The organism is Enterobacter cloacae complex sp. Mu1197 (genome assembly GCF_040059225.1).
In the GTDB taxonomy this organism is placed as follows: Bacteria; Pseudomonadota; Gammaproteobacteria; order Enterobacterales; family Enterobacteriaceae; genus Enterobacter; species Enterobacter quasiroggenkampii.
Genome location: NZ_CP157375.1, coordinates 2,884,515 through 2,904,522, shown reverse-complemented (window position 1 = coordinate 2,904,522; position 20,008 = coordinate 2,884,515). Strand labels below are relative to the sequence as shown.

20 protein-coding genes are annotated in these 20,008 nt (G+C 53.5%); 14 read left to right on the top strand and 6 right to left on the bottom strand.

Annotated features, from left to right (window positions below; genetic code table 11):
• Positions 1-251: 251 nt before the first annotated feature.
• Complete coding sequence (locus ABFV38_RS13730) at positions 252-920, top strand: YecA family protein (protein WP_348957423.1); 669 nt, start codon at positions 252-254, stop codon at positions 918-920.
• A 609-nt stretch (positions 921-1,529) separates the two neighbouring features.
• On the opposite strand, the gene tyrP is transcribed toward ABFV38_RS13730, so the two are convergent.
• Positions 1,530-2,741, bottom strand: a complete 1,212-nt coding sequence (gene tyrP, locus ABFV38_RS13725; RefSeq protein WP_024909783.1) for a tyrosine transporter TyrP — start codon at positions 2,739-2,741, stop codon at positions 1,530-1,532.
• Between the two features lie 229 nt (positions 2,742-2,970).
• On the opposite strand from tyrP, the gene ABFV38_RS13720 reads away from it, so the two are divergent.
• Positions 2,971-3,312: a hypothetical protein gene (locus ABFV38_RS13720; RefSeq protein WP_111966390.1), complete on the top strand. Its 342-nt coding sequence runs from the start codon at positions 2,971-2,973 to the stop codon at positions 3,310-3,312.
• 36 nt (positions 3,313-3,348) lie between these two features.
• Here the strand turns inward: ABFV38_RS13720 and ftnA are convergent, their stop codons facing one another.
• Positions 3,349-3,846 carry a non-heme ferritin gene (gene ftnA, locus ABFV38_RS13715; RefSeq protein WP_014884366.1) on the bottom strand — a complete coding sequence of 166 codons (498 nt, stop codon included), beginning with the start codon at positions 3,844-3,846 and terminating at the stop codon, positions 3,349-3,351.
• Between the two features lie 202 nt (positions 3,847-4,048).
• The gene (gene yecR, locus ABFV38_RS13710; RefSeq protein ID WP_348957422.1) at positions 4,049-4,387 is read right to left on the bottom strand and encodes a YecR family lipoprotein; all 339 of its coding nucleotides are present in this window, start codon (positions 4,385-4,387) and stop codon (positions 4,049-4,051) included.
• A gap of 234 nt (positions 4,388-4,621) precedes the next feature.
• On the opposite strand from yecR, the gene azuC reads away from it, so the two are divergent.
• Both azuC and ABFV38_RS13700 read left to right on the top strand, forming a co-directional pair.
• Positions 4,622-4,705 carry a stress response protein AzuC gene (gene azuC, locus ABFV38_RS13705; protein WP_014884364.1) on the top strand — a complete coding sequence of 28 codons (84 nt, stop codon included), beginning with the start codon at positions 4,622-4,624 and terminating at the stop codon, positions 4,703-4,705.
• Between the two features lie 109 nt (positions 4,706-4,814).
• Positions 4,815-5,066 carry a DUF2766 family protein gene (locus ABFV38_RS13700; protein ID WP_008500405.1) on the top strand — a complete coding sequence of 84 codons (252 nt, stop codon included), beginning with the start codon at positions 4,815-4,817 and terminating at the stop codon, positions 5,064-5,066.
• Between the two features lie 42 nt (positions 5,067-5,108).
• Here the strand turns inward: ABFV38_RS13700 and ABFV38_RS13695 are convergent, their stop codons facing one another.
• Both ABFV38_RS13695 and ABFV38_RS13690 read right to left on the bottom strand, forming a co-directional pair.
• Positions 5,109-6,452: an anaerobic C4-dicarboxylate transporter gene (locus tag ABFV38_RS13695; RefSeq protein WP_235404480.1), complete on the bottom strand. Its 1,344-nt coding sequence runs from the start codon at positions 6,450-6,452 to the stop codon at positions 5,109-5,111.
• A 156-nt stretch (positions 6,453-6,608) separates the two neighbouring features.
• Positions 6,609-7,112, bottom strand: coding sequence for a non-heme ferritin-like protein (locus ABFV38_RS13690; RefSeq protein ID WP_045908180.1), 504 nt, complete (start codon positions 7,110-7,112; stop codon positions 6,609-6,611).
• A gap of 789 nt (positions 7,113-7,901) precedes the next feature.
• Here ABFV38_RS13690 and araF point away from each other — a divergent pair.
• The 5 genes from araF to otsA all read left to right on the top strand — a co-directional run bounded on the left by araF (position 7,902) and on the right by otsA (position 13,857).
• Positions 7,902-8,891 (top strand): arabinose ABC transporter substrate-binding protein AraF, encoded by a 990-nt coding sequence (gene araF, locus ABFV38_RS13685; protein WP_008500409.1) that lies wholly within the window; start codon positions 7,902-7,904, stop codon positions 8,889-8,891.
• Between the two features lie 71 nt (positions 8,892-8,962).
• Complete coding sequence (araG, locus tag ABFV38_RS13680) at positions 8,963-10,477, top strand: L-arabinose ABC transporter ATP-binding protein AraG (protein ID WP_045908182.1); 1,515 nt, start codon at positions 8,963-8,965, stop codon at positions 10,475-10,477.
• 11 nt (positions 10,478-10,488) lie between these two features.
• Complete coding sequence (gene araH / locus ABFV38_RS13675) at positions 10,489-11,478, top strand: L-arabinose ABC transporter permease AraH (protein ID WP_175430159.1); 990 nt, start codon at positions 10,489-10,491, stop codon at positions 11,476-11,478.
• Positions 11,479-11,654: 176 nt separating this feature from the next.
• Positions 11,655-12,458, top strand: a complete 804-nt coding sequence (gene otsB / locus ABFV38_RS13670) for a trehalose-phosphatase (protein ID WP_235403139.1) — start codon at positions 11,655-11,657, stop codon at positions 12,456-12,458.
• Positions 12,433-13,857 (top strand): alpha,alpha-trehalose-phosphate synthase, encoded by a 1,425-nt coding sequence (gene otsA, locus ABFV38_RS13665; RefSeq protein WP_235403142.1) that lies wholly within the window; start codon positions 12,433-12,435, stop codon positions 13,855-13,857. The genes otsB and otsA overlap by 26 nt, the downstream gene beginning before the upstream one ends.
• Before the next feature lie 15 nt (positions 13,858-13,872).
• Here otsA and uspC read toward each other — a convergent pair whose 3' ends face one another.
• Positions 13,873-14,301, bottom strand: coding sequence for a universal stress protein UspC (gene uspC, locus ABFV38_RS13660; RefSeq protein ID WP_045908186.1), 429 nt, complete (start codon positions 14,299-14,301; stop codon positions 13,873-13,875).
• A 795-nt stretch (positions 14,302-15,096) separates the two neighbouring features.
• Here uspC and flhD point away from each other — a divergent pair.
• The 5 genes from flhD (at position 15,097) to cheA (ending at position 20,006) form a co-directional block, all read left to right on the top strand.
• On the top strand, positions 15,097-15,447 hold the full coding sequence (flhD, locus tag ABFV38_RS13655; protein WP_008500415.1) for a flagellar transcriptional regulator FlhD: 351 nt from the start codon (positions 15,097-15,099) through the stop codon (positions 15,445-15,447).
• A 2-nt stretch (positions 15,448-15,449) separates the two neighbouring features.
• A complete protein-coding gene (flhC, locus tag ABFV38_RS13650; RefSeq protein WP_008500416.1) occupies positions 15,450-16,028 on the top strand; it encodes a flagellar transcriptional regulator FlhC in 579 nt (192 codons plus the stop codon).
• A gap of 123 nt (positions 16,029-16,151) precedes the next feature.
• Complete coding sequence (motA, locus tag ABFV38_RS13645) at positions 16,152-17,039, top strand: flagellar motor stator protein MotA (protein WP_008500417.1); 888 nt, start codon at positions 16,152-16,154, stop codon at positions 17,037-17,039.
• Positions 17,036-17,965 carry a flagellar motor protein MotB gene (motB, locus tag ABFV38_RS13640; protein WP_032658606.1) on the top strand — a complete coding sequence of 310 codons (930 nt, stop codon included), beginning with the start codon at positions 17,036-17,038 and terminating at the stop codon, positions 17,963-17,965. The genes motA and motB overlap by 4 nt, the downstream gene beginning before the upstream one ends.
• Positions 17,966-17,969: 4 nt before the next feature.
• Positions 17,970-20,006 carry a chemotaxis protein CheA gene (gene cheA / locus ABFV38_RS13635; RefSeq protein ID WP_196347190.1) on the top strand — a complete coding sequence of 679 codons (2,037 nt, stop codon included), beginning with the start codon at positions 17,970-17,972 and terminating at the stop codon, positions 20,004-20,006.
• The last annotated feature ends 2 nt before the right edge of the window (positions 20,007-20,008 follow it).

The following is a 20,008-nucleotide window of genomic DNA, read 5'->3' as shown; positions in this document are numbered from 1 at the left end:
GCAAAAACGTTGCCAGAATGGTTAACCCATTGACGGGCTTGTGACATGTTTGAGTATAGAGCGCCGCGTTATGCCGCCTTGCGGGAGGAGAAGAAATTACAGCGGAGATCACATATCGTTAACAATAAAGCCCATAAGTTGTGCAAAGGTCACGGTTTGCACGTTTTTGCAGCAATAAAGACCTAAACTTCAGCCCGGAGAGGCGTGAGATATGTGTTAGGATCGTTTCCTTTTTTGCAGGAGTGTCAGCGATGACTGAAGGCCCATTGAATGAAAGCGAGATGGCGTGGCTTGAAGAGACGTTAATGTCTTACGGTCATGATGACGCGTCCGTGATTGACGTGTCCGAACTGGACGGCATGCTTACCGCAGTGCTTTCCGGTCCTGTTGTCGTTGAGCCAGATGCCTGGCTGGTGGCGGTATGGGGCGGCGAGAAATATATCCCGCGCTGGAAAAACGATCGTGAGATGAACCGTTTTATCGATCTCTGCTTTAAGCACATGAACGATATTGCCGAGCGCCTGAGCGAATACCCGGATCAGTTCGAACCGATGTTTGGCTATAACGACGTGGACGGTGAGAGTTATACCGTGGTGGAAGAGTGGTGCTACGGTTATATGCGCGGCGTGGCGCTGACGGACTGGTCAGCCTTGCCGGAAGCCCTGAAGGCCGATCTTGATACGATAGCGCTGCACGGTATAGAAGAGAACAGCGATAAGCTGGATGAACTGTCCGAAGAGGAGTACATCGCCAGCATCGAGAGCATCCAGCCTGCGGCACTGCGCCTGTATAACTACTGGGCGAACAACCCGCAGCAGCCGGAAGCGAAGAAGCCGATTGTGAACGGCACGAAGGTCGGGCGTAACGATCCGTGTCCTTGCGGCAGCGGGAAGAAGTTCAAGAGCTGCTGTTTGCACTGATCAATTTTTTATTAACTTAGGTGGATTTGTTTCGTTCACCTCCAGTCAGTAGAAAATAATACGATCTTTACCTGTGAACGAGATAAGGGGGCCACCGCGGCCCCCTTATCGATCCCCGCGGCCCCGCAGAAAATCGGTGCTTCGCACTGCGCTCACCTCACGACCGTCTGCCTGCGGTCGGCTCAACTCGACATCCTGTCTCGCTTCGCCTCTGGCCGCCATCCATGGCGTCCAGCCCTTGTCCCCCGGTCTCCGGCTCGCCGATTTTAGCGGGGATGCAACCCCCGTGCCCTATGCAGACGATGAAGAAGGTGGAGGGAGCGGGAGTCCGGCTAAAATCGCCGAATCGTTTCCTGGAGGCCGGGGCGACGCGCATGGATGCGCGGCAGGGACGTTGCATCCGCCCGTCCCCGAAAAGCCGTAAGGAATAAGATGAGGGCACTGCGAAGCGGCGATTTTCTTGCCGGGAGCCGGGATTGTTAAGGGGGCGGCGATAGCCCCCTTAACACGTTCACCGCAGCGGACAAAACAGGTAGCAGAAGAGTATTAGTGAACGGAATTATCCCCTGCTATTACATAGAAAATGGACTTGTCATTGAGATAGTCATTTCAACCCACTTCCGGCAGCATCCCGGCTGCAATCAACACCTGCACCAGAATAATCACTACCCCGCAGCCAAACACAACGCAAAGCAGCGGTTTTCCCCCCGCCACGCGGTAACCCTGCTGCGGATGCTGCTGGCGGCTCTTCCAGGCCAGCAGGGAGGGGAGGAGCAGAGCAAGGATCGAGAGCGCCACTCCCGCGTAGCCCAGCGCCATCACAAACCCACGCGGATAAAACAGCGCGAACGCCAGCGGCGGCAGGAAGGTGATCGCCCCCGTCTGTAACCGTCCTGCGGCAGTATTGCGACGCTGGAACAGGTCGGCCAGATAATCAAACAGGCCAAGCGCTACGCCCAGGAACGAGGTTGCCAGCGCCAGGTCGGCAAACAGGTGTACCGCCAGCTCCACGTGCGGCGAGGTGACAACCTCGCGCAGTGCCAGCAGAAAACCGTTCAGTCCAGCGTGTTGCGCCATCAACCCAATAAAGGTTGAAGAGTCGATGCTGCCCAGGGTCACCAGCTGCCAGAAAATATAGGCGATCAGCGGGATCGCGCTGCCAATCACAAAGACACGGCGCAGCTTGCGAATATCGCCGTTCATATAGCTGACGATACTCGGCACGCTGCCATGGAAGCCAAACGAGGTGAAAATGACTGGGATCGCGGAAAGCGCCAGACCTTTTTCCAGCGGCAACGTCAGCAGGTTGACCTTATGCACGTGCGGCGCCAGCAGGACCAGCATGACAATCAGGAAAAGAATTTTGGCGCTGAACAGAAAACGGTTAAACAGATCGACCAGCGACGTCCCGACGCAGACCACGCCGCCGCCGATGAGCGCAAAGAAGATGGCGCCCGTCGCAGGGGTAATGTCAGAGCCAAACCAGTCGTTGACGCTGGAGGCGATCAATTCCCCGGCGCCGCTGATATAGGCGGCGGTCAGGGCGTACATCAGGAACATCATGCTAAAGCCGGTTATCCATTGGCCATAGCGTCCCAGATAGCGCGCCGCAAGCGAACCCAGACCGGTATCGGCGGGTACGTGCTGGTAAACCTCAAGCAGCAGCAGGGCGGTGTAACACATCAGCGCCCAGAGCGTGCCCAGCAGCAGCAGGGTCATGCCAAATCCCACGCCCGCGGCTGCCAGAGGCATTGCCAGCATTCCTGCGCCAATTGTCGTTCCGGCGACGATAAAAATACTTCCCAGAGTTCTGTTTTTCACGCTTTCCTCTACAACGCTTCTTAACCGCGACAAAATCTGCGGCGCAGAGTAAGGGAAAAGCCGTAACTCGTCAAATCACCGTTACAAGTGGTGTAAAAAAGGGTTTACGTATTAACGACCCTCCGATCCTTTTTAGGCCTGCGCCTACCTCATAAGGGCAATACTGTTGCACGACATTCCGGCGTAACGTAAACAATAAATATAAATTATCAAATAAAGTGAGGGTGTTATGGCGGGGGAGAATCCTTTTACCGCGGCATGGAGCCGGGGAGGCAACCTGTTGTGCCATGGCCACTGGATAATCAGCTGGCAGAACCAGCCCCTGAATCTTCCCGAGTCCCGTTGCGAAAAGGATATGGGCACCTGGGGGATCTATTCGGTTATTGATCCTGAAGATGAGACCTTTGCACAAGGCTTACAGGAAGATGAGTGGATTATCGAGAATGTCGACTGGTTGACGGATATGTTCTACGAGAGGGGCATTCCGCTGGAGACGTCCAGCTACCGCTATTTTTACCAGGCCGTGAATCCCCACGACTGGCGCTGCACCAGCTGTGCCGGGTGTATGTAAATTAACGCGGTACCGGAAACCGGCACCGCGCTGAAATTAATTCTGCGTATCAAGCGTGGAAAGTTCTTTATCAATAAAGTAAAGACCTTCACCGGATTTACCCACCAGCGATAATTTATCCAGCACGGATTTAAACAGCTTCTCTTCTTCATGCTGTTCGGCTACATACCACTGCAGGAAATTAAAGGTTGGATAATCCTGGCTGGTCATCGCGGCATGAACCAGTTCGTTAATTTTCTGCGTGATCAGCTGCTCGTGCTCGTAGGTGGCGCGGAACAGTTCATCGAGAGAATTATATTCAGCAAAAGGGGAAGCCACGGTTTCAATGCGCGGCAGGCTGCCGGTATCCGTCAGATAATCAAACAGACGCTGCATATGGGTCATCTCTTCCTGCGCGTGACGACGCAGAAACGCGGCCGCGCCTTCGAAACTGTGGTAGCTGCACCAGGCGCTCATCTGCTGGTAGAGCAGGGACGAAAACAGCTCAAGGTTCATTTGCGCGTTGAGCTTGTCGATCATTTCAGTTTTCAGCATGGTGACGCTCCGGGTTATTATTTCTGGTTCACAATGAGCGACACTATAATTTGTTATTTAATTATTTGCAAAACGTAAAAACTTTATTTTATTTATTAAAAATACGAATGGGAATAAAACGCATTGGCGATTTATCATTTATTAATGAGAATTGTTTTTGTTCGTAATGAAATAAACTGCCAGCACAGGCTGGCAGTCTGGATTAATACCACGGATTATTTGACTTAGGGTTAACGGCGTAACCCAGGCATTTATACTGGATAGTCACGCTCTCGTTCAGACACAACGAACCGCTAATGAGGGTGCAGGTTTTGATGGGCTGGCCATAGGCCGAGGCTGTGGCATACCCCATGTTTTGACAGGCTTTTACCGCCGTGCCGTTGTTCACATACTCATCGGAATACGCATTTTGCAGCGCTGCCTGGCCGTAATCGAGGCGGACGATGCCGTTCGGCGCGTCGAGGCTGCTGACTTCAGCCTGGCGGTTAACACTGCACCCCGCGAGCAGCAGGAGTGTGCCGGCTACAATGACTCTTTTCATGGTTCGCTCTGAGTGGATGGAAATACGTTATCGTACCCGCAGATGCCCGCTGCAATGGCTGGAATAGCCGGACAATCTGCCCTCACTCTTCGCAACGGGTCAGAGGTGATCGCTATCAGGCCACTGGCAGATTAAATTGTGATGTATGTCACAAAAGTATTGATTTTTGTGATGGTGGTCATATTATAAGCACGTTGACGATAAAGTTGTATAACAAGTTAATGGAGCATCATCGTGAAACTGCGCAAAATCCTGAAAAGTATGTGGGCCAATTACTGCCGCACCTTCAAAGACGTGCCGCCGGGCGCCATGTTCTGATAAAAAAACCTGCTTCGGCGGGTTTTTTTGTACCTGCAGGCGATGAAGGGAAGATGTCAGGGGGCGTGTTTTGGTACTATGGCGGCCTTTAAATAAGGAGAAAACCCCCATGTCACAAAACCTGAGCGCCGATCAGGAACTGGTCTCTGACGTTGTCGCCTGCCAGCTGGTTATCAAACAAATCCTCGATGTCCTGGACGTGATTGCGCCGGTTGAAGTGCGCGAGAAGATGTCTACGCAGCTGAAAAACATCGATTTCGCCAGCCATCCTGCTGCCGCTGACCCGGTTACACTGCGCGCGATCCAGAAAGCCATCGCGCTGATCGAGCTGCGATTCACGCCGCAGGGTGAATCTCACTAAAGCAGGGAAATGGGCGACGGCATGTGTCGCCCTTTGATGTTGTCAGAAGAACGTCTGAACCAGCAGGTAGCTCGCCGCACAGGCGCAGCTCACCCCAATCAGCCCTGGCAAAATGAAGCTGTGGTTGATGATAAATTTCCCGATGCGGGTCGTGCCTGACCGATCAAAGCCGATGCAGGCCAAATCGCTGGGATAGGTCGGCAGGACAAAATAACCGTATGATGCCGGGAAAAAGGCGATCAGCATTTTCGGATCGATGCCCAGCATCAGCCCCATCGGCGCAACCGCCGTCAGCGCCGCCGCCTGGCTGTTCACCAGTTTTGACACCAGAAACAGAACAATGGCATACGTCCACGGGTGGCTTTTCACCACGCCCTCCAGCGCCAGCTTTAACTCGTCGAGATGCGCCTGGAAAAAAGTATCGCTCATCCACGCCACGCCAAAGACCGAGAAGATCGCGACCATCCCGGCCTTGAAGACCGCGCCGTTAGAAATCGCGGAGGCATTGACCTTACAGACCATCAGCATCACGGCACCCGCAATTAACATCATCATCTGGATGACAAGGTTCATCGACAGGGCCGTCATTTTGCCTTTCAGTTCAAAGGCCGGGCGCAGCTCAGGGAAGGCCCCCAGCAGAACGACCACGGCAATACCGGCAAAGAAAATCCACGTGGACCAGTAGGCCTGTTTTGGGAAACGCTGATTCATTAACGTCTCCGTTCCGCCATAGATAAATTCACGTTGTTTAGGATCGTTCAGCTTTTCCTGGAACTCCGTGTCGTCGGCCAAATCTTTCCCACGGCGTAAACTCCACAGGGCCGCAATGGCCATCCCGAAAAGTGACGCGGGAACCGATACGGCAAGTATTTCCAGGATCCCCCACCCGTGACCGATCCCATGCTGGGCCGCCAGGATGGAGACCAGCGACACGACGGCAACCGAAACGGGGGAGGCCGTAATCGCCATCTGCGATGCCACCGATGCCACGGCCATGGGGCGCTCCGGGCGGATCCCTTTTTTCAACGCAATATCCGCAATGATGGGGAACATGGTGTAGACCACATGGCCGGTGCCGCACAGAAAGGTCAGCATCCAGGTGGTAAACGGAGCGAGCAGGGTGATGTGCTGCGGATGTTTGCGCAGCAGGCGTTCCGCAAACTGCATCATGACGTTGAGGCCCCCCGCCGTTTGCAGGGTAGCGGCACAACCAATCACCGCGAGAATGGTCAGCATGACGTCAACCGGGGGTTTACCCGGCTGCAGACCAAAGACGAAACATAAAATAAAAAGACCAATACCGCTGATTAACCCAAGCCCCATCCCGCCGAAACGCGTACCCGTCAGCAGGCAGAGGAGAATGACAACAAACTCAATGGTGATCATGATGCTCCCTCGTCAATGATTATGTAATTAAATAAATCATCACACGTTGTGTGGTTAATCATTGGGAGCCAGATCTGATTTGTTAAATTTCAGCAAAAGCAGAAGGTTGGAGAGGGGAAGGGGACCTGCTCCCCGGGACGGAAGCAGGCCAAAAACTCAGTGGTGCTGCACCGCCACAATGTCGAGCAGGTGACGGTCGGTCTGCTCAGGACATAAACCTGCCTGCTGCGCATTATGGATCTCATCCGCCAGCGTCTTCAGCAGCAGGCCATCCTGCTGCTGCTCTTTGTCCATATCGCGTAAGAATCTGAGCGTCGTAATATCCTGCTGCGCTTTGGCTTCATCAGCCAGTTTGTTGAGGGTGCTACAGCGTTGTTCATACTCTTCAAGCGTCTTCTGAAACAGTTCTTCCAGGCAAGAATAGCTCTCGTTGATCCCATCAAGGGCTTTAACGACAGGATTTGCCCCTGAGGCCTTCAGGAAGTTAAAGACCCGCATCATATGGGTGACGTTACTTTGCGCCTGAGAGCGAAAGAAGGTGGCAGACCCCGTGAGACTGTTCTCAGCGCACCACGCACTTAAGTGCAGGTGCAGATTGGAGGCATAGAACTCAAGGTTCATCTGCGCGTTAAGTTTTTGCATCATCGTTTGGGTAGCCATACTCATATCCTTATTGACGGTGGGACGTGATGTCCGTTGCTTAACCTGAGCGTCAGGCAAATACGAAGAAAAAGAGCAGAAATACGTTTTCTGCAGTAAACGAAGTCGACCGAAATTCACTTCCTGTGTTCGATATAAATAAGCATACCCTTGTCTGTGGTCTAAGAAAACTCTTAAATAGGCTGTGTTTACCATACATTACAAACTTTAATATAGTACAGAAATACAATTAGCTCGCCATCAATTTCCCTCTCATTAATCCATTGATAATTAATGATTTTTATCGAAGAGATATACTGTTACTCTTTTGGGGATATTAAGCCGGAATAATGCTCCGTAAAAGAATTAATTACGGATTAATTATTTCGAATATATGATGCATTAATAAAATTGCGCTAAATCAAATTCTACGAAATAAATAACGCTCCGGACGTGCTGCGTTTTTGATGAAAAACATGCTGCAGCGTTCTGACGTCTGGGGTCCTCACGCCTGTTAAAAGGGATCAGGGATATCTTAGCTAATCTTATGGATAATCCTGCTTACCCTCGTTTCATTTGTCTGACAAATACTGCCTTTTTTATGTCATTTTTCGCTGAATTTATGTACGCAATTACTGTAATTCTGCGGTGTGATGGGGCTCTCTTATGGATGATTAATTTCCCGCTAAAACTATCACCAGCAATAACGCTTATGACGAGGTAAGCGCTAATGCCTTGTTTTAAGTCCGATTAAATAAAGAAGTACGCAAATATTCCCTACAGAAAAGAAAGCTAAAGCTGGAGTTTACCATGCACAAATTTACTAAAGCGCTGGCGGCCATCGGTCTGGCTGCCGTTATGTCACAATCCGCTATTGCTGAGAATTTAAAACTCGGTTTTTTGGTAAAACAGCCTGAAGAGCCCTGGTTCCAGACGGAGTGGAAATTCGCCGATAAGGCCGGGAAAGACTTAGGTTTTGAAGTGATTAAAATCGCCGTGCCTGACGGTGAGAAAACCCTGAACGCCATCGACAGCCTGGCGGCCAGCGGCGCGAAAGGTTTTGTGATCTGCACGCCGGATCCCAAGCTGGGCTCGGCCATCGCGGCCAAGGCCCGGGGCTATGACATGAAGGTCATTGCCGTTGACGATCAGTTCGTTAACGCCAAAGGCAAACCGATGGACAGCGTCCCGCTGGTGATGATGGCGGCGACCAAAATCGGTGAGCGTCAGGGCCAGGAACTCTATAAAGAGATGCAAAAACGCGGCTGGGATGTCAAAGAGACCGCGGTGATGGCCATTACTGCGGATGAGCTGGACACGGCACGTCGTCGTACGACCGGGTCAATGGACGCGCTGAAAGCAGCCGGCTTCCCGGAAAAACAGATCTATAAAGTCCCAACCAAATCCAACGATATCCCGGGCGCATTCGATGCCGCGAACTCCATGCTGGTGCAGCATCCAGAAGTCAAACACTGGCTGGTGGTCGGCATGAACGACAACACCGTGCTGGGCGGGGTGCGCGCGACGGAAGGTCAGGGCTTCAAAGCGCCTGACGTGATCGGGATTGGCATCAACGGCGTTGACGCCGTCAGCGAGCTGTCCAAAGCGCAGGCAACCGGCTTCTACGGTTCACTGCTGCCAAGCCCGGACGTTCACGGCTACAAATCCAGCGAGATGCTCTACAACTGGGTCACCAAAGGGGCTGAACCGCCGAAATTTACCGAAGTGACCGACGTGGTGCTGATCACCCGCGACAACTTCAAAGAGGAGCTGGCGAAAAAAGGACTGGGCGGGAAGTAATACGCGGTGATTGTGCCCCTCATCCTTCGTGAGGGGCCTGACGTACACACTACAGGAATCACGGAGACGTTATGCGACAGTCTGATCCGTATCTCTCTTTTCGCGGCATCGGGAAAACCTTCCCCGGTGTTAACGCGCTGACCGATATCAGCTTCGACTGCTATGCCGGCCAGGTTCATGCCCTGATGGGGGAAAACGGTGCGGGAAAATCGACGCTGTTGAAAATCCTCAGCGGCAACTACTCGCCCACGACCGGCACGCTGGCGATCCGCGGCGAAGAGGTCGCTTTTGCCGATACCACGGCGGCGCTCAATGCCGGGGTAGCCATTATCTATCAGGAGCTGCACCTCATCCCTGAGATGACCGTGGCGGAAAATATCTATTTAGGACAGCTCCCGCACAAAGGCGGCGTGGTGAATCGTTCGCTACTTAATTATGAAGCGGGGCTGCAGCTTAAACACCTGGGTCTGGACGTCGATCCCCAGACGCCGCTGAAATATCTCTCCATCGGCCAGTGGCAGATGGTTGAAATTGCCAAGGCGCTGGCGCGTAACGCCAGGATTATTGCCTTCGATGAACCCACCAGTTCGCTCTCGAAGCGGGAAATCGAAAATCTGTTCCGCGTGATCCGCGAATTGCGTCAGGAAGGCCGGACGATTCTGTACGTGTCGCACCGCATGGAAGAGATATTTGCCCTGAGCGATGCCATCACCGTGTTTAAAGATGGACGCTATGTGCGCACCTTTACCGACATGGCGCAGGTGAACCATGACCAGCTGGTCCAGGCGATGGTCGGACGCGATCTGGGTGATATCTATCACTGGCAGCCACGCCAGTACGGCCCGGAACGCCTGCGCCTGGATAGCGTAAAAGCGCCGGGCGTCAGAACGCCGATTTCGTTATCCGTACGCAGCGGTGAAATCGTCGGCCTGTTTGGTCTGGTGGGTGCGGGGCGTAGCGAGTTGATGAAAGGTCTGTTCGGCGGTACCCGTATTACCGATGGGCAGGTCTCCATTGACGGCGAGCGGATAGATATTCAGAAACCGGCCCACGCGATCAGGGCGGGGATGATGCTCTGTCCGGAAGACCGGAAAGCGGAGGGCATTATTCCGGTGCACTCGGTGCGCGACAATATCAATATTTCCGCCCGGCGTAAGTTTATTCGCGCCGGTTGCCTGATAAACGATAGCTGGGAGTCGAGTAACGCCGACCACCATATTCGTTCACTGAATATCAAAACGCCGGGTCCGGAACAGCTGATCATGAATCTGTCAGGCGGAAACCAGCAAAAGGCTATTCTGGGCCGTTGGCTGTCAGAGGATATGAAGGTCATCTTACTGGATGAGCCGACGCGCGGTATCGACGTGGGGGCAAAACACGAGATTTATAACGTGATCTATGAGCTGGCAAAACGCGGCGTGGCGGTGCTTTTCGCCTCCAGCGATCTGCCGGAGGTGCTTGGCGTGGCCGACCGCATTGTGGTGATGCGTGAAGGCGAAATTGCCGGCGAATTACTTCATGAACAGGCGAATGAACAACAGGCGTTGAACCTCGCCATGCCTAAAGTTAGCCAGGCCGTCGCCTGAGTAAGGAGTTAATGATGTCCTCTGTTACTACATCCGGAGTGCCGAAGTCGAAGTCGGCGTTGAGCGTTGGGCGTATCTGGGATCAGTACGGCATGCTGGTGGTCTTTGCCGCACTGTTCGTCGCCTGCGCGATCTTTGTTCCCAATTTTGCCACCTTCATTAATATGAAGGGGCTGGGTCTCGCCATCTCCATGTCCGGGATGGTGGCCTGCGGGATGCTGTTCTGCCTGGCCTCCGGCGATTTTGACCTGTCGGTGGCGTCGGTGATTGCCTGCGCAGGCGTCACGACGGCCGTGGTGATCAACATGACGGAGAGCCTGTGGATTGGCGTCCTTGCCGGTCTGTTACTCGGCGTCATCAGCGGTCTGGTGAACGGTTTTGTCATCGCGCGCCTGAAGATTAACGCCCTGATCACGACGCTTGCGACAATGCAAATTGTCCGCGGGCTGGCCTATATCATCTCTGACGGTAAAGCGGTGGGGATTGAAGACGAACGTTTCTTCACGCTGGGGTACGCCAACTGGCTGGGTCTGCCTGCGCCTATCTGGCTGACGGTGGCCTGCCTGATCCTGTTCGGCTTCCTGCTTAACCGGACCACCTTTGGCCGTAATACGCTGGCGATTGGCGGTAATGAAGAGGCCGCCCGTCTGGCCGGGGTGCCGGTGGTGCGCACCAAGATTATTATCTTTGTGCTTTCAGGACTGGTTTCTGCCGCGGCGGGGATTATTCTGGCGTCGCGTATGACCAGCGGCCAGCCAATGACCTCTATCGGTTATGAGCTGATCGTTATTTCGGCCTGCGTGTTAGGGGGCGTTTCCCTCAAGGGCGGCATCGGAAAAATCTCATATGTGGTGGCCGGTATCCTGATTTTAGGGACGGTAGAGAACGCCATGAACCTGCTGAATATTTCGCCGTTCTCGCAGTACGTGGTGCGTGGTCTGATCCTGCTGGCAGCGGTGATTTTCGACCGTTACAAGCAAAAAGCGAAGCGTACCGTGTAACCGTTTTGCACCTCTTTTATTGCTCAACTTATAACCATAGTTGACCCCTTAACCGCCCCGCCAGTTTTACTGGCGGGGCGGTTGTCAAATGGCGAGCGACGTCACACTGTCTATACTTACATGGCTATGAAAGAGGTAAAGGCGTTTGCCTCTCGTCAACCGTAAGGAGGAAAAGGGTGGCTGACTTGTTAACCGCACCGCCTGTACTGCCCGGACACTATGCTTTCTTTTTTGATCTCGACGGCACGCTCGCCGGGATAAAACCGCACCCCGATCAGGTGTCTATTCCGGAGGCGGTGTTACAGGATTTGCATCAGCTCTCGCTCATGAATGAGGGAGCACTGGCATTGATATCAGGGCGCTCAATGGCCGAGCTGGATCTGCTCGCCAGTCCATACCACTTTCCGCTGGCCGGTGTACACGGAGCGGAGCGCCGCGACATCCATGATCAAACGCATATCGTTTCACTCCCCGACGCACTCACGCAAACGCTCCAGAAGCGGCTCTCTGCTGCGCTGGCAGACCTGCCTGGCACCGAGTTGGAAGCCAAAGGCATGGCCTTTGCCCTGCATTATCGCCAGGCGCCGCAGCATGAAGCTGCCGTGCTTGCGCTTGCACAGACGGTTGCGGATGAACATCCACAGCTGGCGCTGCAGCCGGGCAAATGCGTGGTGGAGGTAAAGCCGAAGGGGATTAATAAAGGCGCAGCCATCGCCGCATTTATGGCGGAGGCACCTTTTAAGGGCCGGACGCCTGTTTTCTTTGGGGATGACCTGACCGACGAGGCCGGGTTCCGTGTGGTTAATCAGGCCGGAGGGATCGCCGTTAAGGTAGGGCCTGGTGACACTGTCGCCGAATGGCGGCTGGCGGATGTCGCCAGCGTCTGGCAGTGGGTATCTGATATCGCTAACCAGCAACAACAACAAATAGCGCAAAACAAAGGGGGAAACCATTATGGGTCGCTTAGTCGTCGTCTCTAACCGAATCGCACCACCTGATGATAAAAAAGCCAGTGCGGGTGGCCTGGCGGTAGGGGTGTTAGGTGCCTTGAAAGCCGCTGGCGGGCTGTGGTTTGGCTGGAGCGGAGAAATCAGTGAAGAAGAGAAACCGCTCAAAAAAGTGACGCGCGGGAGCATCACGTGGGCGTCGTTTGCACTGAAAGAGAAAGACTACGACGAGTATTACTCGCAGTTCTCGAATGCCGTCCTGTGGCCGGCGTTTCACTATCGTCTTGACCTGGTCAAATTCCAGCGTGAATCCTTCGAAGGCTACGCGCGCGTGAATGCGCTGCTGGCGGATAAACTGCTGCCTTTAATAGAAGAAGACGATATTTTATGGATCCACGATTATCACCTGCTGCCGTTCGCCAGAGAGCTGCGAAAGAGGGGAGTGAATAACCGGATTGGCTTCTTCCTGCACATCCCGTTCCCGACGCCGGAAATTTTTACCGCGCTACCACCGCATGAAGAGCTGCTGGAGGCGTTGTGTGACTACGATTTGCTGGGCTTCCAGACGGAAAATGACCGACTGGCATTCCTTGACTCCGTGTCAGGGAAAGCGCGTCTGGTGACCAAAGGCGGGAAAACCCATACGGCGTGGGGAAAAACGTTCCACACCGAAGTGTATCCAATAGGGATTGAACCTGACGAAATCGCGGAGCAGGCCTCTGGCCCGCTGCCGCCAAAATTGGCGCAGCTTAAGAATGAACTCAAGCACGTGAAAAATATCTTCTCAGTCGAGCGTCTTGATTATTCCAAAGGGCTGCCGGAGCGCTTCCTGGCATATGAAACGCTGCTGGATAAATATCCGAAGCATCACGGTAAAATCCGTTATACCCAGATTGCGCCGACGTCGCGCGGTGAGGTTCAGGCCTATCAGGACATTCGCCATCAGCTGGAGACAGAAGCAGGGCGGATTAATGGCCGCTACGGGCAACTGGGCTGGACGCCGCTGTTTTATCTGAACCAGCACTTTGACCGTAAGATCCTGATGAAGGTCTTCCGCTACGCGGATGTCGGCCTGGTGACGCCGCTGCGCGACGGGATGAACCTGGTCGCGAAAGAATACGTGGCGGCGCAGGACCCTGCCGATCCGGGTGTGCTGGTGCTCTCCCAGTTTGCCGGGGCCGCAAATGAGCTCACCTCGGCGCTGATTGTGAACCCTTACGATCGCGATGACGTGGCTAACGCCCTGAACCGCGCGCTGACCATGCCGCTCACGGAGCGTATTTCCCGCCATGCTGAAATGATGGAGACGATCCGGAAAAACGATATTAACCACTGGCAGGCGCGTTTTATTCAGGATCTCCGCGATATCGCCCCACAAAGCCATGAAGGCGATTTACAAAAAAAGATCGCAACCTTCCCTAAACTTGCCTGATATTTCCCTGGGGGGTTAACGCCCCCCAAGCGGTACTAACAGCACATCAACCTGGCTTGACGCGACAATAGATTTCGCCGCGCAGGCTGCGCGCGATAAAAAGCTGTGGTTATGATTCCCGCATATCACTAAATCAATATTCTGTTTACGACACATATCGAGAATATGGGCATTAAGTTCTCCTGTCGCAATAACGGTCTCAAAGACGGGATAATCTGCCTTTTCTACCAGCTCGCGCAGGAATTGCTGCGTTTCCTCCTGAAGTACCTCACGAATATCCTCCAGCATAGGGGCAGCCAGCTGATTATACATCTCCGGTTCGGCCGCAAGCGTGATGAGGCTGATGCGGGCATTGTGGGGTCTGGCAATGGACACCGCCCGGGCGACGAGTTGATGGCTTTCTGGGGAAACAGCAACAGAAACAAGTAGATGGGAGTAACTCATGGCGCACTCCTTGGGTGTCTGACTGACAGCGTTTGATCACCTTTACCGCGAATTTCGGGGTTCTGCAAGGGCTGATTACGACATTAGTGTGAAGCTTATCATAATTATTCATTAATTATTCTTATAAGAAGAATAACTGAAAAATGGACCTAAATGAAAAAAATTAACAACTTAACGTAAATCACACAAATTTATGCCTTGACTGTTGAATCGTTTTTACGCGTTACAAAATCATTTCGAATGATCACGGACTGAAACATCTTTTTTAGGCTCCCTGCATAACTCTATGTTTTTTCACAGTAAGAAAAATGTTTCCCGAAGGGGTGTTTGATGTAAATGTTTCCGCGCCACGCTCCCCGATGGAAAAGCACATTGCATGCCAGTTCTGATCCCCCTTCTGCATGAGTATTCGTCAATTAAGAATACAAAACAGTGCCGATTGGTCATTAAGTGAACAAATTACAAGTCATACTGATGGATTTATGGGTCATATTCACTTAAATTGTGTGACGTGGATCACATTTTTTTTAAATTTGAGGATGGCTGGATTGTATGTGTCAAAACTGACGAGTAGAGTTTGCGTCGAATTAGGAAAAATCTTAGTTATTTGTAAGAAATGATAAAACATGTAAGAGACGCATTCGCGTTTCCTCTCTTACGCGTTTCGATGAATACAAACCTAAATTCAACTATGCATTTAGCCTTTTCTTTTTTATACCGGGTGATTTCCCGGCGACATCACGGGGTGCGGTCTTTCCGCATAAAAATAATAGTTGGTTATTCGGGATGGGAACAATGCATACATCCGAGTTGCTAAAACATATCTATGACATCAATTTGTCGTATTTACTGCTCGCGCAGCGTTTGATTAGTCAGGACAAGGCGTCCGCGATGTTTCGTCTGGGTATTAACGAAGAAATGGCAACCATGCTGGGCGGCTTAACCCTCCCGCAGATGGTTAAACTGGCTGAAACGAATCAACTGGTTTGCCAGTTCCGTTTCGATGATTCACAGACAATAACGCGTCTGACGCAGGAGTCCCGTGTAGACGATCTTCAACAGATCCATACCGGTATTCTTCTTTCCACTCGCTTGCTTAACGAAATCAGCCAGCCTGATGACGTAGCCCGTAAGAAAAGGGCCTAGCAATGAGCGAGAAAAGCATTGTTCAGGAAGCGCGTGACATACAGTTAGCCATGGAGCTGATTACACTGGGTGCTCGTTTACAAATGCTGGAAAGCGAGACGCAGTTGAGCCGTGGCCGTCTGATCAAACTGTACAAAGAGTTACGTGGTAGTCCCCCGCCGAAAGGCATGCTGCCGTTTTCTACCGACTGGTTTATGACGTGGGAGCAGAATATTCACGCTTCCATGTTCTGTAATGCCTGGCAGTATCTTCTCAAAACCGGTTTGTGTAGCGGCGTTGACGCCGTGATCAAAGCCTACAAACTTTACCTTGAACAATGCCCACAGCAGGAAGAAGGCCCTCTGCTGGCGCTGACCCGCGCATGGACGCTGGTGCGTTTTGTTGAGAGCGGAATGCTTGAGCTGTCGCGCTGCAACTGCTGCAACGGCAATTTTATTACCCATGCTCATCAGCCTGCAGGCAGCTTCGCCTGTAGTTTATGTCAGCCTCCATCCCGCGCAGTAAAAAGACGTAAACTTTCCCGGGATGCTGCCGATATTATTCCACAACTGCTGGATGAACAGATCGAACAAGCTGTTTAACCCGAACGTGTGGGAAAGATTCCAGCAGCGGTAAGCGATTACCGCTGCTTTTTTTTACCCCGTGAACGGTCAACGCTGCGAGCTGGACGTCCTTGCCATAGTCACTAGCGGAAGGATGATGTCGTGCTTATCTTATTAGGTTACCTGGTAGTTCTCGGTACAGTTTTCGGCGGTTACATGATGACCGGCGGGCACCTTGGAGCACTCTATCAACCGGCTGAACTTATTATCATCGGCGGCGCAGGGGTAGGGGCTTTTATCGTTGGTAACAACGGTAAATCGATCAAGGGCACGCTGAAAGCAATTCCATTGCTGTTCCGTCGCTCGAAATACACCAAAAGCATGTATATGGATCTGCTGGCATTGCTCTATCGCCTGATGGCGAAGTCGCGTCAGCAGGGCATGTTCTCGCTCGAGCGGGATATTGAAAACCCGAAAGAGAGCGAAATTTTTGCCAGCTATCCGCGCATTCTTGCTGATGCCATGATGCTGGATTTCATCGTCGACTATCTGCGACTGATCATCAGCGGCAACATGAATACCTTCGAAATCGAAGCGCTGATGGATGAAGAAATTGAAACCCATGAAAGCGAATCTGAAGTACCGGCCAACAGCCTGGCGCTGGTCGGCGACTCGCTTCCGGCATTCGGTATCGTTGCCGCGGTCATGGGGGTGGTTCACGCGCTGGCCTCAGCAGACCGTCCGGCAGCGGAGCTCGGTGCGCTGATTGCCCATGCGATGGTGGGAACCTTCCTCGGTATTTTGCTGGCGTATGGTTTTATCTCTCCGCTGGCCAGCGTACTGCGCCAGAAGAGCGCGGAAACCACCAAAATGATGCAGTGCGTGAAGATCACGCTGCTCTCTAACCTCAACGGTTATGCGCCACCGATCGCGGTTGAGTTTGGCCGTAAAACGCTTTACTCCAGCGAGCGTCCGTCGTTTATCGAGCTTGAAGAACACGTGCGTGCGGTGAAAAACCCAAACCAACAGACGACTACTGAGGACGCATGAAAAACCAGTCCCATCCGATCGTCATCGTAAAAAAACGCAAGCACAAGGGCGGTGGGCATGGCGCGCACGGCTCGTGGAAAATCGCGTATGCCGATTTTATGACCGCAATGATGGCGTTCTTTCTGGTGATGTGGCTGATCTCCATCTCCAGCCCAAAAGAACTGATCCAGATTGCCGAGTATTTCCGCACGCCGCTGGCAACGGCGGTGGCTGGCGGACCGCGTATCTCTAACAGCGAAAGCCCGATCCCGGGCGGCGGCGATGATTACACCCAGCAGAAGGGTGAGGTGAAAAAAGAGCCGAACATCGACGAGCTGAAGAGAAAGATGGAACAGGCACGCCTGAAGAAACTGCGTGGCGATCTCGACCAGCTGATTGAAGCGGATCCGAAGCTGCGCGCGCTGCGACCGCATCTGAAGATTGATCTGGTGCAGGAAGGGCTGCGTATCCAGATTATCGACAGCCAGAACCGCCCGATGTTTAAAACCGGGAGTGCGGAAGTTGAACCGTACATGCGCGATATTCTGCGCGCCATTGCACCGGTGCTGAACGGCATTCCTAACCGAATCAGCCTGTCAGGACACACGGACGATTTCCCGTACGCCAGTGGGGAGAAGGGATACAGCAACTGGGAACTTTCTGCCGATCGTGCCAACGCCTCGCGTCGCGAGCTGGTGGTAGGTGGGCTTGATGATGGCAAGGTACTGCGCGTAGTCGGCATGGCCGCAACCATGCGCGTTTCCGACCGCGGGCCGGATGATGCCATCAACCGTCGTATCAGTCTTTTAGTGCTGAACCAGCAGGCGGAGCAGGCCATCCTGCATGAAAACGCCGAAAGTCAGAATGAGTCACTGGACGATTTAAAACAGCCTGGGGCCGTTCCTTCGGCTGCCGTTCCAACATCGCCACCAGCCAATCCGAGGTGATAGCGTGAGCATGGATATTAGCGATTTTTACCAGACATTCTTTGATGAAGCCGACGAATTGTTGGCCGATATGGAGCAACACTTGCTCGATTTGGTGCCCGAAGCACCGGATTCCGAGCAGCTCAATGCCATCTTCCGTGCGGCGCATTCCATTAAAGGCGGAGCCGGAACGTTTGGATTTACCATCCTGCAGGAAACGACCCATTTAATGGAAAACCTGCTTGATGAAGCACGACGCGGTGAGATGCAGCTCAATACCGACATTATCAACCTGTTTTTGGAAACCAAAGATATTATGCAGGAACAGCTCGACGCCTATAAAAGTTCGGCAGAGCCTGATGCCGCCAGCTTTGAATACATCTGCAATGCGCTGCGCCAGCTCGCGCTGGAAGCAAAAGGTGAGGTTGCCGCAGCCGTGGTTCCTGCCGCAAAACTGAGCGTTGTGGATACGGTTGCCGCGCAGGCGTCTGCCCCTGCTGACGCACCGGCAGGCAAGCTGCGCGTTGTGCTGTCTCGCCTGAAAGAGAATGAAGTTAACCTGCTGGAAGAAGAGCTGGGTAACCTGGCGAAATTAAGCAACGTGGTAAAAGGCAAAGACAGCCTGGCCGCGACGCTTGATGACGGTATTGGCCAGGACGATATCGTGGCGGTGCTGTGCTTTGTGATTGAAGCCGATCAAATCGCCTTCGAAACCGAAACTGTCGCGGTTGACGCCCCTGCGGCTGCGGAAGAGGTGGCTGTTGTCGCCCAGGCCGCCGCACCGGCTGTGGCCCCTGCGGCCCCGGCGCTGAAGGCGGTGCCAAAAGAAGCTGCTGCACCGGGCCGTGGTGAAAAACCTGCCGCGCGCTCCAGCGAGTCGACCAGCATCCGTGTTGCCGTTGAGAAGGTTGACCAGCTGATTAACCTGGTGGGTGAACTGGTGATCACCCAGTCGATGCTGGCGCAACGTTCAAACGAACTCGACCCGGTCACCCATGGGGATTTGATTACCAGCATGGGCCAGTTGCAGCGTAACGCCCGCGACCTGCAGGAATCGGTCATGTCCATCCGTATGATGCCGATGGAATATGTCTTCAGCCGCTTCCCGCGTCTGGTCCGCGACCTTGCCAGCAAGCTGAACAAGCAGATTGAACTGACCCTGATGGGCAGCTCAACCGAACTGGATAAGAGCCTGATCGAGCGCATCATTGACCCGTTAACGCACCTGGTGCGTAACAGCCTCGACCACGGTATCGAACTGCCGGAAAACCGCATTGCCGCCGGGAAATCGCCGGTCGGCAACCTGATTCTCTCTGCGGAGCACCAGGGCGGGAACATTTGTATCGAAGTGACCGATGACGGCGCCGGTCTGAACCGCGAGCGCATCCTGGCAAAAGCGATTTCGCAGGGGATGGCGGTCAATGAAAACATGACCGACGAAGAAGTAGGCATGCTGATCTTCGCGCCGGGCTTCTCTACCGCAGAGCAGGTGACCGACGTCTCCGGGCGCGGCGTGGGCATGGACGTGGTGAAACGTAACATCCAGGAGATGGGCGGCCACGTTGAAATCCAGTCTAAACAGGGTTCCGGCACCACCATTCGCATCCTGCTGCCGCTGACGCTGGCGATCCTCGACGGCATGTCCGTCAAGGTGGCGGACGAAGTCTTTATCCTGCCGCTGAACGCGGTGATGGAATCCCTGCAGCCGCGTGAGGAAGATCTGCATCCGCTGGCGGGCGGCGAGCGCGTGCTCGAGGTTCGCGGTGAGTACCTGCCGCTGGTGGAACTGTGGAAAGTGTTCGAAGTGGACGGGGCGAAGACCGAGGCCACGCAGGGTATCGTGGTGATCCTGCAAAGCGCGGGCCGCCGCTATGCGCTGCTGGTCGATCAGCTGATTGGCCAGCACCAGGTGGTGGTGAAGAACCTCGAAAGCAACTACCGCAAAGTGCCGGGTATTTCTGCCGCCACCATTCTGGGTGATGGTAGCGTGGCGCTGATCGTCGACGTGTCGGCGCTTCAGGGATTAAATCGTGAACAACGTGTGGCGTACACAGCCGCCTGATT